Source organism: Siminovitchia sp. FSL H7-0308 (assembly GCF_037980985.1).
Taxonomy (GTDB): Bacteria; Bacillota; Bacilli; order Bacillales; family Bacillaceae_C; genus Siminovitchia; species Siminovitchia thermophila.
On record NZ_CP150282.1, the window covers coordinates 239,380 to 254,280 of the forward strand.

15 protein-coding genes are annotated in these 14,901 nt (G+C 42.4%); all 15 read left to right on the plus strand.

The window, feature by feature from the left end; genetic code table 11:
• Positions 1 to 246 precede the first annotated feature (246 nt).
• Entirely contained in the window at positions 247 to 978 is a 732-nt protein-coding gene (locus MHB50_RS01140; protein WP_340084707.1) for an SAF domain-containing protein, read from the plus strand.
• Positions 979 to 1,121: 143 nt separating this feature from the next.
• Positions 1,122 to 2,258, plus strand: a complete 1,137-nt coding sequence (locus tag MHB50_RS01145; protein WP_077113647.1) for an AAA family ATPase — start codon at positions 1,122 to 1,124, stop codon at positions 2,256 to 2,258.
• A gap of 81 nt (positions 2,259 to 2,339) precedes the next feature.
• Complete coding sequence (locus MHB50_RS01150; protein WP_077113790.1) at positions 2,340 to 3,683, plus strand: CpaF family protein; 1,344 nt, start codon at positions 2,340 to 2,342, stop codon at positions 3,681 to 3,683.
• Entirely contained in the window at positions 3,655 to 4,584 is a 930-nt protein-coding gene (locus MHB50_RS01155; protein ID WP_077113648.1) for a type II secretion system F family protein, read from the plus strand. Before MHB50_RS01150 ends, MHB50_RS01155 begins: the two co-directional genes overlap by 29 nt.
• A gap of 3 nt (positions 4,585 to 4,587) precedes the next feature.
• Positions 4,588 to 5,526, plus strand: coding sequence for a type II secretion system F family protein (locus MHB50_RS01160; protein ID WP_340084708.1), 939 nt, complete (start codon positions 4,588 to 4,590; stop codon positions 5,524 to 5,526).
• Between the two features lie 17 nt (positions 5,527 to 5,543).
• The gene (locus tag MHB50_RS01165) at positions 5,544 to 5,753 is read left to right on the plus strand and encodes a hypothetical protein (protein WP_077113650.1); all 210 of its coding nucleotides are present in this window, start codon (positions 5,544 to 5,546) and stop codon (positions 5,751 to 5,753) included.
• Between the two features lie 26 nt (positions 5,754 to 5,779).
• Positions 5,780 to 7,189 carry a VWA domain-containing protein gene (locus tag MHB50_RS01170; protein WP_339161284.1) on the plus strand — a complete coding sequence of 470 codons (1,410 nt, stop codon included), beginning with the start codon at positions 5,780 to 5,782 and terminating at the stop codon, positions 7,187 to 7,189.
• A 32-nt stretch (positions 7,190 to 7,221) separates the two neighbouring features.
• Entirely contained in the window at positions 7,222 to 8,541 is a 1,320-nt protein-coding gene (locus MHB50_RS01175) for a hypothetical protein (protein WP_340084709.1), read from the plus strand.
• A 105-nt stretch (positions 8,542 to 8,646) separates the two neighbouring features.
• Complete coding sequence (locus MHB50_RS01180) at positions 8,647 to 9,444, plus strand: hypothetical protein (RefSeq protein ID WP_340084710.1); 798 nt, start codon at positions 8,647 to 8,649, stop codon at positions 9,442 to 9,444.
• Positions 9,445 to 9,475: 31 nt separating this feature from the next.
• Positions 9,476 to 10,189 carry a hypothetical protein gene (locus MHB50_RS01185; protein WP_340084711.1) on the plus strand — a complete coding sequence of 238 codons (714 nt, stop codon included), beginning with the start codon at positions 9,476 to 9,478 and terminating at the stop codon, positions 10,187 to 10,189.
• 16 nt (positions 10,190 to 10,205) lie between these two features.
• On the plus strand, positions 10,206 to 10,595 hold the full coding sequence (locus MHB50_RS01190) for a TadE family protein (RefSeq protein WP_083717701.1): 390 nt from the start codon (positions 10,206 to 10,208) through the stop codon (positions 10,593 to 10,595).
• On the plus strand, positions 10,592 to 11,311 hold the full coding sequence (locus tag MHB50_RS01195) for a Tad domain-containing protein (RefSeq protein ID WP_077113657.1): 720 nt from the start codon (positions 10,592 to 10,594) through the stop codon (positions 11,309 to 11,311). The genes MHB50_RS01190 and MHB50_RS01195 overlap by 4 nt, the downstream gene beginning before the upstream one ends.
• 627 nt (positions 11,312 to 11,938) lie before the next feature.
• Positions 11,939 to 12,559: a DJ-1/PfpI family protein gene (locus tag MHB50_RS01200; protein WP_340084712.1), complete on the plus strand. Its 621-nt coding sequence runs from the start codon at positions 11,939 to 11,941 to the stop codon at positions 12,557 to 12,559.
• Between the two features lie 943 nt (positions 12,560 to 13,502).
• Positions 13,503 to 14,249, plus strand: coding sequence for a MerR family transcriptional regulator (locus tag MHB50_RS01205; protein WP_340084713.1), 747 nt, complete (start codon positions 13,503 to 13,505; stop codon positions 14,247 to 14,249).
• Positions 14,249 to 14,896 (plus strand): GAP family protein, encoded by a 648-nt coding sequence (locus tag MHB50_RS01210; protein ID WP_340084714.1) that lies wholly within the window; start codon positions 14,249 to 14,251, stop codon positions 14,894 to 14,896. Before MHB50_RS01205 ends, MHB50_RS01210 begins: the two co-directional genes overlap by 1 nt.
• Positions 14,897 to 14,901: the final 5 nt, after the last annotated feature.

Genomic DNA, 14,901 nt, shown 5'->3' on the forward strand with positions numbered 1-14,901 from the left:
AGTTATTTTCCACCTTCAAACAATTTACCAAAAAAAGGATAAATAAAGAGAGAATAGTAATGCTTCATAGAATGATTTTATTACTTTTGTTATATGTAAATGTTCATTGATAGGTACTTGTAAATGTATAAGCGTTTTTGATGGCGAATGAGGGCGCATTGACCTGCTGTACGGAAAGATGTTATTAACTATTATAGTAGGAAACTTTTTTTCTAACTTGATATTAAAGGAGTCACGAGGGAGAAAATGCTGGAATCGAAAAGAAAAGCGATTATATTTTTTTCTATATCCTTATTGCTGGCAATAACAGCAGGTATGCTCATATTAAAAAAAGTCCAAGCCCTAAATACAAATTTAGGAACAATGGTTCAAGTTGTGGCTGCGAACCAAGACATTCCATCCAGAACTTTAATACGGCCTGAGGACATAACGTTTGAAGAGATTCCTCAAAAATATTTAAAAGATTACCATATTACTAACACCGAAAAATTGGTAAATAAAGTGTCTATGGTTCCTTTATCAAAGGGAGATATTATTACAGGCAATATGCTCAAACAAACTTCTTCCGTAGTTGAAGAGAATAACCGTCTCATTTCCGTCATGAGATCGGACAGAATTATTTTTGATGAACAGTTGGAAGCGTTGGATCGCGTTGATATTATTGTTTCCCATCGTTTCGATTCCAAAGAACAAACGACCTATTTTATGAAAGATGTAAAAGTTGCCCGCGTTTCGAAGGAAAAAAATAAATTTAAAGGTGTCCAGTTGGAAATTCCTACTGAACAGGCGCCACAACTGATACATATGCAAAATTATGCGGACAGCGTTCGAATCGTAAAGGCAAATGTGGGAAAGCCGGGGGAAGGTCGAGATAAGGCCAAAGCAGCGCCGGAACAGCCAGCACCGGAAACACCAGCGGCGGAGCAACCAACTCCAGAACAACCCGCGCCGGAGCAGCCAACTCCAGAAAAAAAGTAAAAACACCTGAAAGAAAATGGGGAAAAATAGCGAAAACGAAATAAAATGAGAGCAGAAGGCAAACCCAAAAGAAACAGCCTAATTCAATATCGCTGTTGACCGGCACGGAATGAAGAAAGCCGTGATTATAGTTGGAGGTAACCATGAATACGAGTAAAGCCATAGTAATAGTTGGTGAACAAAATGAACTTTACCAATCGATTGAACAAAGACTAGATTCGTACGAGCTGCAGTTAATCCATCCCAATCAAATTCAGTCTCAGTTTCAACAAGTCGGTCTGGCTATTTTAATAAAAAACGAATCAGCCTCACCGCTGGATATAATACCTCAATTGCTGGAAGTAAATCCACATATGGCGATTTTATACATCCACGACAGTCAAGACTTTCTTTTGCTTCGTGATGTTATCCGGCTGGGCGCAATTGACTATATTGTACTGCCGGATGAAATCCACGTGCTGGAAAATCGTATTCGGGAACTGAGCATAAGGGAAGAAACCATGGCGGAAACAGCTTCTACCAGCGGTTTCAAGAGAGGAACCGGGCAAATTTTCGCCTTTTACAGCGGAAAGGGCGGTTCTGGCAAGACATTTCTCAGCACCACTTTTGCCCAAACCTTAAAATTGGAATCTACAGCCCAGGTACTGCTTATAGATTTGAATTTACATTTTGGCGGGGCAGAGACTTTTCTGGGGATGGATAGCGAAAGGTCCATCATCGACTTAAAACCAGTCATAAAAGAAATTAACGAAAACCATATTCGAAATATCGCAGAAGGTGAACCTTCCTCCAAATTGGAGATGCTGATCAGTCCCCGTGATGCAGAATTGGCGGAAAGTGTTGACGGCGAATTTATCACCCGGCTCCTTCGAGCCTGCCGAAGAACATATGATTTCATTATTATTGATCTGCCGTCAACGATTGATGAATCGACATACGCGGCTCTCGTAGAGGCGGATCGCATCTATTATCCGATTACGATGGACACCCCATCTATCCGCCTATTAAAAAGCGTAGAAGATCTCTTTCAACGGCTCGGCATTGCAACCGAAGACCGTTTCGAGTTTGTCATCAATAAAAAAGGCAGAGAGAATGAATTGACAAAGAAAGATTTGGAGAGATTTGTCTCCTACCCTGTCGCCGCAGAAATTAGAAGAGATATCAAAGGTGTTCAGGCAGCAATCAACAAAGGGAATCCTATTCGCACCCAGCCAAAAGAGAAGAAGATGATTTTGGCGGCAAAAGATATACATAAATGGGTACATTCCATGCTTAAATAAAACAGTAGTTTCAAAGAGTGAGGATAACACTAGGAGGTGCCGTCATTGTCGCTCTTTCGGAAAAAATTCGATCCAGTCAAAATTGAAGAGCCTGTTGAGGATCACCTTCATTTGTCTAAATCCAATCCGTTTATTGATGAATTGGTAGAGCACTATAAATTGCGCCTGTTGGCAGAAACGAATCTGGAACATTTGATCAGCTTAAGCGAAGGGGAAAGAAGGCTGACGATCGAACGGCTGATCAACCAGTTTATGGCCGAAGAAAAAGTCATCATTCCCCGAAGCGATAAAGATATTCTGCTATCACGCATTATTGATGAAAGTGTCGGATTCGGACCTTTGGAGTCCTTATTAAACGACGAAAGCATCACAGAAATTCTTGTGAATGGCCCCAATGAAGTCTTTATAGAAAAAAAAGGAAGATTAGAGCGGTCAAATATCACATTTAAGGATGAAGCACATATTCGTCACATCGTTGACAGGGTGATCGCCCCCCTTGGGAGACGCCTTGACGAAAGTTCGCCAATGGTGGATGCACGCTTGCCGGACGGCAGCCGTGTCAATGCGGTTATCCCTCCCATCAGCTTGAACGGGACGCTCATTTCAATCAGGAAGTTCAGAAAAACCCCATTTGAAATGGAGGATTTGATTTCCTTTGATTCTTTAAATGAGGAAATGGCCCGCTTTATTGAAGCACTTGTAGAGGTGAAAATGAATGTGCTGATCTCCGGAGGAACGGGAAGCGGGAAAACAACACTCCTCAATGCGGTGGCAAAAGCCATTCCGGGTTATGAACGTGTTATCACCATAGAGGATTCAGCGGAACTTCGCCTGAACCGTTCAAGTGTGGTCGGCATGGAAGCCCGCCCTGCCAACGTAGAAGGAAAAGGGGAGGTCACCATCAGGCAATTGGTACGAAACGCCTTGCGGATGAGACCCGATCGTATCATTGTCGGTGAAGTCCGCGGAGCAGAGGCTTTCGATATGCTTCAGGCAATGAATACGGGACATGAAGGATCATTGACAACCGTGCACGCCAACACGCCGGCGGATGCCATACGCCGAGTGGAAGGGATGGTGGTGATGGCCGGGATGGATTTGCCGCCCCATATCGTCAGGGAATATATTGTCGGAGCTCTTGACTATATTTTTCAGGCAGAAAGATTAAGTGATGGAACGAGAAAAATTGTGAATATCGCGGAAGTTTATGTCGATGATCAAAATCGGATTAAAGTCCAGGATATTTTTCGTTTTAATAAAACCGGCATTGATTCTAAAGGAAAAGTAGAGGGGCATTTTACAGCAACAGGCGTCATCCCAAGATGCCTGGAACAAATGAACGTGCAAGGCATCCATATAGATCCTGCGGTTTTTGAAGCAAAAGGAGGAGCAGCCCATGAATCTAAGCATTCCTATTTTGTATAGCTTATCTGTTTTGCTCCTGTTGTTTTCCGGTTATTATTTCCTTGGTTATCGATCCCAAAAAAAAGAGTGGTACAAAAAAGTCCGCAGCTGGTTTCCCGAGGAACAAAGAAAAAGCTTTATCAGCGTATGGGGCGACCGCTACGATCAATCTAGAGGCGCGGAAAAGATCAGTGGCAAGCTCCAAAATGCGAATTTAAAAATTCTTCCTTCAGAATACATAGGAATCCACATCTTGGGCTTTCTTGTTTTCACGGTATTATTTTTAAACATTTTCAACATGCCTCCTATTGTAAGCATATTGATTGCCATAGGTTTGCTGATCGTTTCACATTATACATTATTTTATCTCAGAAAAAATAAATACGAAGAAAGATTCAATGAACAGCTTGGCGATGTTTGCAGAATGCTTGGAAACGCTGCCCGCTCCGGCCTGACGATCAGCCAAGGAATTGACTTGGTAGCGAAGGAAATTCCGGAACCGGCGGGAACAGAGTTTAAACGGATATCCCATGAATTGAAGCTTGGGGTATCACTGGAAAGTGCTTTAAAATCAACACAAAAAAAGAATAAATCAAGAGACTTTCAATTGTTTATTGCGACGTTGCTCATTCAAAAGAAAACAGGCGGAAACTTGGCTTTGACGCTGGAAACGATGGCCAATACGCTGGAGGAAAGAAAAGTTCTCACCCAGGTGATCAAGACGATGACATCGGAGCAAAAGTATATTTCCTATATTGTCCCGGCATTGCCGATCTTTCTTTTGCTCGTGATGAATAACATCATCGAAGGTTTTATTGAACCGCTATGGACAGCCCCGGGCTTGGTCATTTTGACTTTGTTTTTACTGGGAATTGCCCTTTCTTTTTTCCTGATCCGCAAAATTACAAATATTAGGGTGTAACACATGGATGCATTAATCATTTTATGCGTAATCCTTTTCTGGCTGACAATCATACTGACAATGAGCCATTTATCCGCTTATATCAAACAAAAACGTCTGCTGATTGACCACGTTTCCGAGGTCACCCATACAGATGCGTTCAGCAAGAAAAAGATGAAAAAAAGCAGTCGGGCAACCATCGTCCAGAAAGTATTAAGATATGCAGATGAATTTTCCGATCTGGGAGAAAGGATCAATTTTTTCAGTGAAAATGAAGATGTTGCCGTTTGGCTGAAAAAATCCGGGAATGTATATCAGTTGTCCATTCAACAATTTCAAGGGATAAAAATATTCCTGATGGTGGTTGGCTTTTTTGTGGGAGTGCTATCTTTCATTATCGGGCTTCCTTTTTCCCAATATGGCTTGATCTTCCTTCCGCTTGCCGGCTACTTCACGCCGATTATCATCGTGCGGACACAAGCGAAGCAAAGGCAGGAAGCCCTGCGGCTTGATTTGCCGGATTTTCTCGATACGATCAGCACAAGTCTCCAGGCAGGAGTCAGTTTAGACCAAGCATTAAAGGAGGTGATTCGCTTCTTTGACGGACCTCTGAGGGAAGAATTTTCCCGTTTCCTTTATGAAATTAATTTAGGGGTGCCGCGCGATACAGCTTATCGGAATTTATTGGAAAGAAATGACAATCGGGAATTTCAAGGCCTCATTAAAGGTTTGATTCAAGGAGAAAGATTAGGTGTGCCAATAGCGACAACATTTAAAATCCAGGCGGAAGCCCTGCGTCAAATCCGTGAGGAGCAAATCAAGGAATTGGCGGCAAAAGCCTCGCCGAAAGTCACAATGGTGACCACTTTTGTAGTGGCGCCAGTATCCATTTTAATGATTGCCGGGTTGATGGTCTTGAACTTGATTTTTGGAGACAATAGCATTTTTAATTTATTAAATTAATAGTAGGAGAGATCAATATGAAAAAATTAACTGCATTATATGTAAAAAGCGTCAACAAAATGAATGGGTTCGTTAAAAATGAAAGAGGCTCGCAGACCCTTGAGTGGATTGGTATTGCGGCAGTTGTCGTCATCGCTGTCGGTGTTATTTCAACAGCTTTTTCGGGCGGGGATTTTGGTAACACGGTAAAGGATAAATTTGTAGAGTTTATTGATAAAATTGGATAAAAATTCAGATCGAGGGAGGTAACACAATGAAAAAATACGCATTCAGTTTGCTTTTTACCTTCCTTGTTCTTGCCGGCTGCAATGCCCAACAAGATGTGGACTCCAACAAGGATGATGTCAAGAAAGAACCAGTCCAAGAGGAAGCAAAAGATAAAGGATCTGAAAGAGAAAAAGATGGCAAACAAGCGGATAATGAAGAACAGCAGGAATCTTTTTTCTCCGACTTACAAGAAATACCGAAAAATGCAAACGATCTGATTAACCAGCCGGCAGGTCCGTTCGGAGACCGGGTTTTGGACTTGAATGAGGACAAGGAGAAAATCATCGAGGCCATAAAAGATATGCCTGCCTTGCCTAAAGAGGCGACGGAAGAGGATTATGACAAGTATTTTCGTTATGTATATGGCCAAGTGGCCAGCGACTTTCCTGATCCGCAAGATATAATGAGCAAGTGGGAATTTGCGATGTCCGGCAATCCTGATCTTCCAGATGAAAAATATCAATTCAAAGAAAACTATAATATTGAAGTCATTCTTGATTCGAGCGGCAGCATGGCAAATGTCATCAATGGAAAAACGATGATGGACCTTGCCAAAGAGACGATTACGGATTTTCTTTCAAGTGCTCCGGCAGAGGCGAATGTATCCTTGCGTGTGTATGGTCATAAAGGGAGCGGTTCAGATGGGGACAAGAAAATGTCTTGTTCCAGTATTGAGCAACTATATGGTTATGAAACCTATAATGAATCAACGTTTCAAGAAGCCTTGAAAACTCTTAAACCGAGCGGATGGACACCGATCTCAGGTGCTTTGAAGCAGGCGAGGGAAGCGATGGAAGCTTTTGATCCGAAAACAACTACCAACTTAATTTATTTGGTGAGTGATGGGGTTGAAACTTGCGACGGGGACCCCGTACAAGAGGCCAAGGCATTAAGCGATTCCGGTATTTCCCCCATTATCAATATTATCGGGTTTAATGTGGACTCGGACGCCCAGAAGCAGTTGAAAGAGATGGCAAGAATTGCTGACGGCACTTACACAACTGTCAACAATGGGGAGGAATTACAGGAAGAATTCAAACGTGCTGATGAAGTTTTGGAAAGATGGGAAGAGTGGAAGAAAGATTCCATTAGGGATGTTGACCATCAAAGAGTGGAACAGAGTTTTGAGATTATCGGGTTTTCTAATAATTGGGGAAGCAAAACGAGACAGCAGTTTCTGAATCTCAATAAGGTTCTAACAATCATGAAAGATGAAGGAAAGATCGATGTTCATCAGAAAGATGAATTAAGAAATAGAAATAAAGAGGTAGACGCACTGGCGAATCAGATACAGGATGAGATCAGAGATGAGTTGGACCAATTAAATGTGGAGAAAGCGGAAGAAATTAAAAAGCAAATAAATGAAAAATACCAATCGAATACAACCACTGAATAGACAGCCTTGGGTAATAAAGAGAGGAATCAAATATGAGGAACCCGAAAATATTAAATAGAACTGCTGCACTGATCGCGCTGTTTTTCATTTTGTTTCAATCGTTTGCGCTGCCAGTTGCAGCAGTCGCTCCTTGGACTGGCGATCCTTGGAAGGGTGACACTTGGGAAGGCGATACCTGGGAAGGTGATTCTTGGGAAGGTGATTCTTGGGAGGGTGACACCTGGGAAGGCGACACTTGGGAAGGCGACACCTGGGAAGGTGACACCTGGGAAGGAAAGTCTTGGAACCAGGGACCCGGAGAAGGAGTCAGCGACTGGAACGGATCAGAATTTAACGGGAATCCGTGGAATGCCCCTGGCTATAACGGGAATCCGTGGAATGCGCCCGGCTATAACGGGAATCCGTGGAATGCGCCCGGCTATAACGGGAATCCGTGGAATGCCCCCGGCTATAACGGGAACCCATGGAATGCCCCCGGCTATAACGGGAACCCGTGGAATGCCCCTGGCTATAACGGGAACCCGTGGAATGCCCCCGGCTATAACGGGAATCCGTGGAATGCTCCCGGCTATAACGGGAACCCATGGAATACCCCCGGCTATAATGGATCCCCGTGGAACGCTCCTGGAAATTCCGGTGGAGGAGCCTCAACCAACAGTCCCACTGCTTACGATGTAACCAAATATATAGCCAACGATGTCGTGGGCGGTCAAGTTAGTATGATAGGATCCTATACGAGTGGCGGAAGCGGTGGTTTTGGCGCTGCCGGCGGTTATATGACCGGGATGCTATTAAATGGCGTAAAAATGGGCATGGGGGAGAGGACCCCGTGGTACGTAAACGCTGCTTCTGATGCCAAAGATTTTTATGATAAAGGGAAAGGCGTCTACGACGCGGGTAGTACACTTCACCAACTTCGCACGGGTGGAAGTTTTGGCTCGACAGTTGCAAGAGGGGCATCCACCACCGCCCCTGCGATAGGAGCTGTTTCTAAACTGTCAGCAGTGGGCGCGGGAATCAGCGCCGGATTCTCTGCCGTTGACACAGCAATAAATACAAAGAAGGCAATTGATGTATGGAATAGCAATGCCAGTGGTGCCGAAAAAACAGCCGCCACTGCAGATGCTACGGCAAGTTTTGGGGAAACGCTTTTTAATGCCGGTATGGTATCATCCGCCATTCCGGGCGGCCAAGCCGTCGGTGCCGGTTTAATGGTTGCCGGTGGAGTTGTTTGGGGAGCATCCAAAGTAACGAAATTCTTTGCGGATGGCACTGCCAAAAAGGCATGGAACAAGACCAAAGACGTTGCCAAGAATACTTGGAACAAGTTCAAAGGCTTGTTTGGCAAATAATGATTGCGTGTTGTAGGGACAGCCTTGTCTGACGCTAAACATTCATCCATATTTGTTTATGAGTGCCAATCATTTACGTTTTCAGATGAGAAGGTTGGGATACAGATGGAGCATAAAAAGTTAATGAAGGAAGCCGCACGCTATAAAAAATGGTTTGAAGGTTATACCTTAAACCCTTTTGCTTATGACATAAACGGCAGAAAATATCATTATGTTCTTTATCATGGAAACAAGACGAGTGACTTTAAAGGGTACGCCATCATATCACTTGATGGCGGCCCCAAAAGTGAGTACAGGGAGGCCATTTTTCCGCTCAAAATGATGTCGGCTGCTTCCGCCAATATTTTTGAGGTAGTCGGTCCGCGAAGCAAAGTGTTGCCCGAATACTTTAAAGGTGTTATTGACACAGTAGAAACCTATTTTTCAGATGACCCCACAATGCGGGAAGGAAATCAGCTTCTTAAGGAAATAATGGACCTGCAAGTCCGCTTCAACAGTATTTATCATGAATATGAGAGTTACTATGATCATCATATATTAGTGAAAAGAGAGATTACGGATCAGGATATTGATGACACGTTCACTGTTTTAGCAAAACTCGATCTCCTGCAATTCAAACAGGGGCTTATGCTGGAAAAACTGGACAATCAATTTTCGGATTTCTTTCAAAAGATCATGAAAGAAAGAAAAGTACTGTCTAATCAAAGCCGACAATTTATAAAAGGGATGCAGTCCAGCAAAGATAGCTTAGAACAAGGGTTGGCGGGGTTCACTTATGAGCGGGATATAATGCATCTTCCGGAAGCAGAGCAAATCGAGAAAAAGAAAGAATACATGATAAAAGCCGCTGAAAAATTAATACAAGACAGGGAAAAGCTGTTGAGAGGTCCGGCGGCTTTATGAATGAATCCTGGAGAGTAAGGAGTTTTATATCATGAATAAGCCAATACCATATGCTTTTTCATTATTTGTCGGCAAGTATGAAAAATTTTTGTTGATTGCTTTTTTAGTGCAGGTTCCGATATTGCTCCTGCATTCATTTACAACCAATTACGTTCATGCAGTGACACCGACAATCGGTTCCATTTTTTCAGTTGCGGATATTTACTATGCCTACATTACAATGCTTCTATTAATCTATGCGATGGTTCCTTTTATCAAGTATACAGTTAATGAATATGAAGGAAGAGAGAATCCATTAAAAAATGCTTTCTATACATTTGCGGCACAGGGCTTCCATATCTTTCTGTTTTCGGCTGTTATTTCACTACTGACAGTATTGGGTTTTATTCTTTTTATTATTCCCGGGTTCGTCATATTGGCGGCATTTATTTCGGCTCCCATTATCGCAATCATGGATGGAAAGTCTGTATGGAAAAGCACGAAGGAAAGCTTTCAAATTTTTAAGAAGCATTCTTGGAAAATCATTTTGTTTATTTTCCTGATTAGCATATTGGAGTTTATCATAGGGATCGTATTAAATTTTCTTCTCTTATCAATAACGGATTCTTACGCCGCGGTCGTCATTACGCAAATCTTTTTAAATACGATCTTTTTTCCGGTGTTTGTCGTTATTTTAACCAGCTTGGTCATCAAATGGCGTGAAGGATTAAACTCTCTTGAAGTCAAAAATGAGGCGGTCATTTAAATGGAGGGGCTCACACATGATGAAGTGGATAAAAAAGTTAAAAGATGAGAAAGGCTCTGCCACCATAGAGTTTTTGGGAATCATGCCTTTTATGTTGCTTATTGCGGTCATTATATGGCAATTGGTTGTGACCATCCACGGCGTTGTGCTCATCCAATCTGCGGCGAATGAGGCGGGAAAGGTTTATTCCATTACGAAAGATAAAAGTGAAGCGGCTTCGGCGGCTCAGGATATTATTTCGACGGGCAGCGGTTATCTTACATTTCAAAGCGCGCCGATAAGTGGAGATCAGAATTATACGGCAGAGGTCAACGCGAAAATTCGGTTTGTGTTTCTTCCCAAAAAATATTTTGGTACAACCTCCTATCCTTTCTCTTCCACCGCAAAAGGCAGGGTTATTGAATGAAACAAATATGGAGCAAAAGGTTGAACAATGAACGAGGCAATGCGGCCATATTCATGATCGGCATTTTATCGGTTATGATGATCATGTTTGTTTTTGTGTTAAATTTATCCAAGGTATTGGCCGTAAAAGAGCAGGCAAACACGACTGCCCAACAGGCGAGCCTGGCGGCGACTGCCGTTTTATATGAACAAATTTGGGATTCAATTGATGCCTATGAAGATGACTTGAACAAAAAGCTGCTTGAGGGTTTAGATCCTGAATCGGAGACGACCATCAGTGAATTGTATCCGAAAACGATTGCCGAAAGAGTAGATGAAGAGACTGTAAAAATCCAATCAGCCAAACCCGAACTCAGTCAAAACGAAGCAAGAAGAAAAGCGATGAATCAAGTGATTTCAGATGAAATTAAGAATGGAAAATGGGGAGATATGTTACGGGATCAATTAGATGATGATTTGCGTTTTCACATTATACCCGCTATGAAAGCCGCGGCAAAAGATACAATCCATGAAAATAACGGAAATACGAGCGAAGCGGAAATTCGCATTTTTGAAAAAGAAAGAATCTATGTAAAAGCATCGAACAATGTGGAATCCACAGCTTATGGCGACTACCTCAAAGGAATCAAAAAGAAATTATTCCAAGAGTCAGCCGGACCCAAGATTGATTTTGTCAAGTTTTTATCGATTCGAGGAACCCATTCCCTGGATGAATAAAATGGAAAGTGGGTATGCGTGACATGACAAAGGAAAAGAAGTGGCGCAGAATATATCTGTTTATCATGATTTTTGTATACGGAATTTATACTCCTGTTACCGTCATCGAGTGGGTTGCAGGAGACGGTAAATTCCCGCTTACGGTAATCATTGCATGCCTGGCAATACCTTTCATAAGAAAGAATCATCTAATGAAGCTCAGAGAATAGTCGATCGTTTACCGAACAAAGATAAATTTTCAAAAGTAATACAAAGCAGAAGGAGAAAATGACTTGGTTCTTTCTGCTTTTTTTACATGTTGGATCGTAAACAGGTCAGAAGTTCCATTTGGAAATGCAATGAAAATCAATGGCGGATGGTGTTTCATCAGGGAACTCTTCTTGCACAAAGATGATCACAGAGCTGTGCTTTTTTGGGGAAAAATTCAAATGAAGGAAAAGGAAATACTCTTTCATTTAGTAGGGGCCTATCGAGCCAAAAGAAATACTCTCCAAATGAGTAGCTATACGATCGAGGAAAAGAAAATACGGTCCAATTTGGAAATTGTGCTTTTTACAACATGAATCATTCTCATTTACATATACCCAGATAGGGTATATAATGTCGAAGAAAGGAGCTGGAATAGGAATGAAACAATTCCATGTAGGAATCTTGATCTTCGACGATGTTGATGCCATGGACTTCGTTGGTCCATATGAAGTTTTTAATTTATCTACCAATAAAGAAAGTGATGTACCCAAGTTATTTTTAAATCAATTGCCCCTAAAGGAAAAGCCGTTCCTTGTAAATACTGTTTCGGTAGATGGCGAGCCAATAACGGTTCATAATGGCTTAAAAGTGCAGCCTGATTTCAGTTTTGATACAGCGCCCGGCTTTGATGTGATTGTTGTCCCGGGAGGGCCATATCGTGCCATCAAAAATGTATCTGGCCATGCAAGCATTATCGACTGGATCACGCAACAGTCAAAAAAGAGTTTGATTGTTTCTGTATGTACCGGGGCTTTTCTTTTAGCGAAGGCAGGATTGTTGAATGGAAAAAAAGCCACAACGAATCAAGCGGCGTTACATCTCTTGCAAAAGTCTTATCCTGAAATCGAGGTCATTCGAGACGTCAAATACATAGATCAAGGAGACATCGTGACATCGGCCGGCATATCATCCGGGATTGACATGTCCCTTTACATAGTTGAAAGACTTCTCGACGAAGAAGCGGCTATTCGAACGGCAAACACGATTGAATATCATTAGGAATATCTGAATATGCGGCTTTGTTGAACGAGAATGGCTTGAAGGATTGTGGAAAGTCACAAATACTATGATTATAAAACTATTAATTGGTTTGTATTTCCCAAGTCCGGATCGTATCAGTATCCCGTGCTGTCTTTAAAGACTGCATGGGTGCTTTCTCCTTCTGCATGTGGCATGCGCACGCGTCCCTGTCCTTTCGTTTTTTTTCTTGCGTATTCACTTCCCGTATTTACCTCCCCGTGCTCAAAACATATTTAAGCGACGCTTTTTCCGGTAAGTTTGATGATTGCCTGTCCCCAAATGTATTGCTACAACTGTAGCAGTTTTGAACACTTCACTCGCTTTTTCATCCTCATTTTGTTTATTAATGTCTTATTCTTTAAAAACATCAAAAGTTTTTGCGCCATTTGCTATATGAAGAGATATACATTTGCCCTCATTTGTGAGTTTGGCGAGCTATCTATAATGGTCCTTAAAGCAGATGGCGAGCGCATTGTTAATCCGACTGCGGTCACACATGATGCGAGGCCACTAATAACTGGAAGCCGCCGCATGCTCGTATTTTCGTGAGGGATACAGTAAAAAAGATAAACGTAATATCCGAAGCGGAGGTCTCCTGATCGGAGAGGCAAGGGTAATAGGGAATATGCTGTCCGGACTGCGCATAACTACGCCCCGTCACTCTTTGGTATCCCATCCTTGATCACCAAAATAAAAGAACGGCATTATTTATTTAAATATCTCGCACAAGATTAAAACAAAGCTTGCATGGTTTTGTCGAATATGGGTGATGATCTTTTCAAATGTCTCTTAAACAGATGAGTTGATGGCCTCCATAAATATCGCACAGTTTTTTTAAAAATTGGCTTAAATGATAGTTGAAAATGACGTTACGTCATCTTGTATACTGATGTTAAACACTCTATGTGAGGTGAAGTTTTCATTGCTATCCATTAAAGAAGTAAAAAAGCGGACCGGGGTGACAGTGAGGACGCTGCGTTATTATGATCAAATCGGATTGCTTCTTCCGGCGGGCAAGACGGAAGGAGGACATAGGTTATATGGAGAAAGAGAACTGATAAAACTGCAAGAAATTCAATTTTTAAAGTCGCTGGGCTTCAGTCTTGGCGAGATTAAAGAGATGCTTTCGAATGAACGGAATTGGACTGAGTGTTTGCAAGATCAGTTGACTTTTGTTTCCAATGAAAAGCAGAAATTGGAACAAATGGAAATGACCTTGCAAGGGTTATTAAACGAAATAGCGATAGATGGTGAAGTGGATCTGTTGAAAGTTCAGCACTTAATTAAGCTATATACAAAGGATCCTAACAGCAGAGACATATACAGGAAACAGGTATTTAATGAATCAGAAATGGAGCTATTACAGCGGCTTCCCAACATCAATCGAACCGATCCTGATACATTGGAGTGGATTTCCTTGCTAGCGCAAGTGAAGAAACATATGGACAAGGGGCCGGAAGCACCACAAATCCAAAAAATCATCAGACGCGTATTTGAAAAGTCGGAAGAAGCTTTTGGGAATAACGACGAATTTCTGGAAAAGGTCTGGCAAGTCCGGAAGTCTCCGGAAGCATCGGAAAAGGCCGGATTTTATCCGATTGAACCGGAAGTGCTTGATTTTTTTGAAGCGGCTTCCGATATTTATTTGAGTAAAAAAGGAGATTTGTGATGAGTACGGCCTTATTGCTTTCAGTAGGGGCATTGGCGCTGTTGGATACACTAAGCCCGACGATTTTGGGGGTTACCGTCTATATGCTCCTTTCGGAGAGAAGCAAAGTTACGGGCAGGCTGATGGTCTATTTGGGTACTGTTGCGTGTTTCTACTTTGTGGCCGGGCTCATTCTCATGTTGGGATTAGATACTATAACCAGGGCTATTTCCAATATAACCGACAACATGATAGTAAGCAGAGGTATGTTCATCATTGGACTGGCTCTATTGATTGGCAGTTTCTTTGTGCCAACAAAAAAAACTGCTCCTAAAGTGCGGAAGCCGAAGAGTGCAAGCATGCTGGCGATGGTGGCGCTCGGATTCACAACGGGAGTGGTGGAAGTCGGGACGGCGTTGCCTTATTTTGCGGCTATAGGCATTATGACGGCTGCACATTTACATCCGGTGGAGTGGCTCCCCATGCTGGCGGGCTATAATGTGATCATGGTTCTTCCAGGGATTCTGTTGCTGGCGGCACATTGCCTGTTTAAAGGGTGGCTGCAAGGACCATTGGAAAGAATCAGATTATCTATCGAAAAAAACTCGGGGTCCGCGCTTTCATGGATGATGACGATCGCCGGCTTGATTTTATTATTGAATTCGTAGTTTTT

Bases quoted from the DNA above. Each gene is read 5' to 3' on its own strand.
- MHB50_RS01155 (WP_077113648.1), top strand. From the start codon at position 3,655: ATGAATCTAAGCATTCCTATTTTGTATAGCTTATCTGTTTTGCTCCTG.
- MHB50_RS01160 (WP_340084708.1), top strand. From the start codon at position 4,588: ATGGATGCATTAATCATTTTATGCGTAATCCTTTTCTGGCTGACAATC.
- MHB50_RS01195 (WP_077113657.1), top strand. From the start codon at position 10,592: ATGAAACAAATATGGAGCAAAAGGTTGAACAATGAACGAGGCAATGCG.
- MHB50_RS01170 (WP_339161284.1), top strand. From the start codon at position 5,780: ATGAAAAAATACGCATTCAGTTTGCTTTTTACCTTCCTTGTTCTTGCC.
- MHB50_RS01175 (WP_340084709.1), top strand. From the start codon at position 7,222: ATGAGGAACCCGAAAATATTAAATAGAACTGCTGCACTGATCGCGCTG.
- MHB50_RS01210 (WP_340084714.1), top strand. From the start codon at position 14,249: ATGAGTACGGCCTTATTGCTTTCAGTAGGGGCATTGGCGCTGTTGGAT.
- MHB50_RS01180 (WP_340084710.1), top strand. From the start codon at position 8,647: ATGGAGCATAAAAAGTTAATGAAGGAAGCCGCACGCTATAAAAAATGG.
- MHB50_RS01140 (WP_340084707.1), top strand. From the start codon at position 247: ATGCTGGAATCGAAAAGAAAAGCGATTATATTTTTTTCTATATCCTTA.
- MHB50_RS01145 (WP_077113647.1), top strand. From the start codon at position 1,122: ATGAATACGAGTAAAGCCATAGTAATAGTTGGTGAACAAAATGAACTT.
- MHB50_RS01190 (WP_083717701.1), top strand. From the start codon at position 10,206: ATGATGAAGTGGATAAAAAAGTTAAAAGATGAGAAAGGCTCTGCCACC.
- MHB50_RS01200 (WP_340084712.1), top strand. From the start codon at position 11,939: ATGAAACAATTCCATGTAGGAATCTTGATCTTCGACGATGTTGATGCC.
- MHB50_RS01185 (WP_340084711.1), top strand. From the start codon at position 9,476: ATGAATAAGCCAATACCATATGCTTTTTCATTATTTGTCGGCAAGTAT.
- MHB50_RS01165 (WP_077113650.1), top strand. From the start codon at position 5,544: ATGAAAAAATTAACTGCATTATATGTAAAAAGCGTCAACAAAATGAAT.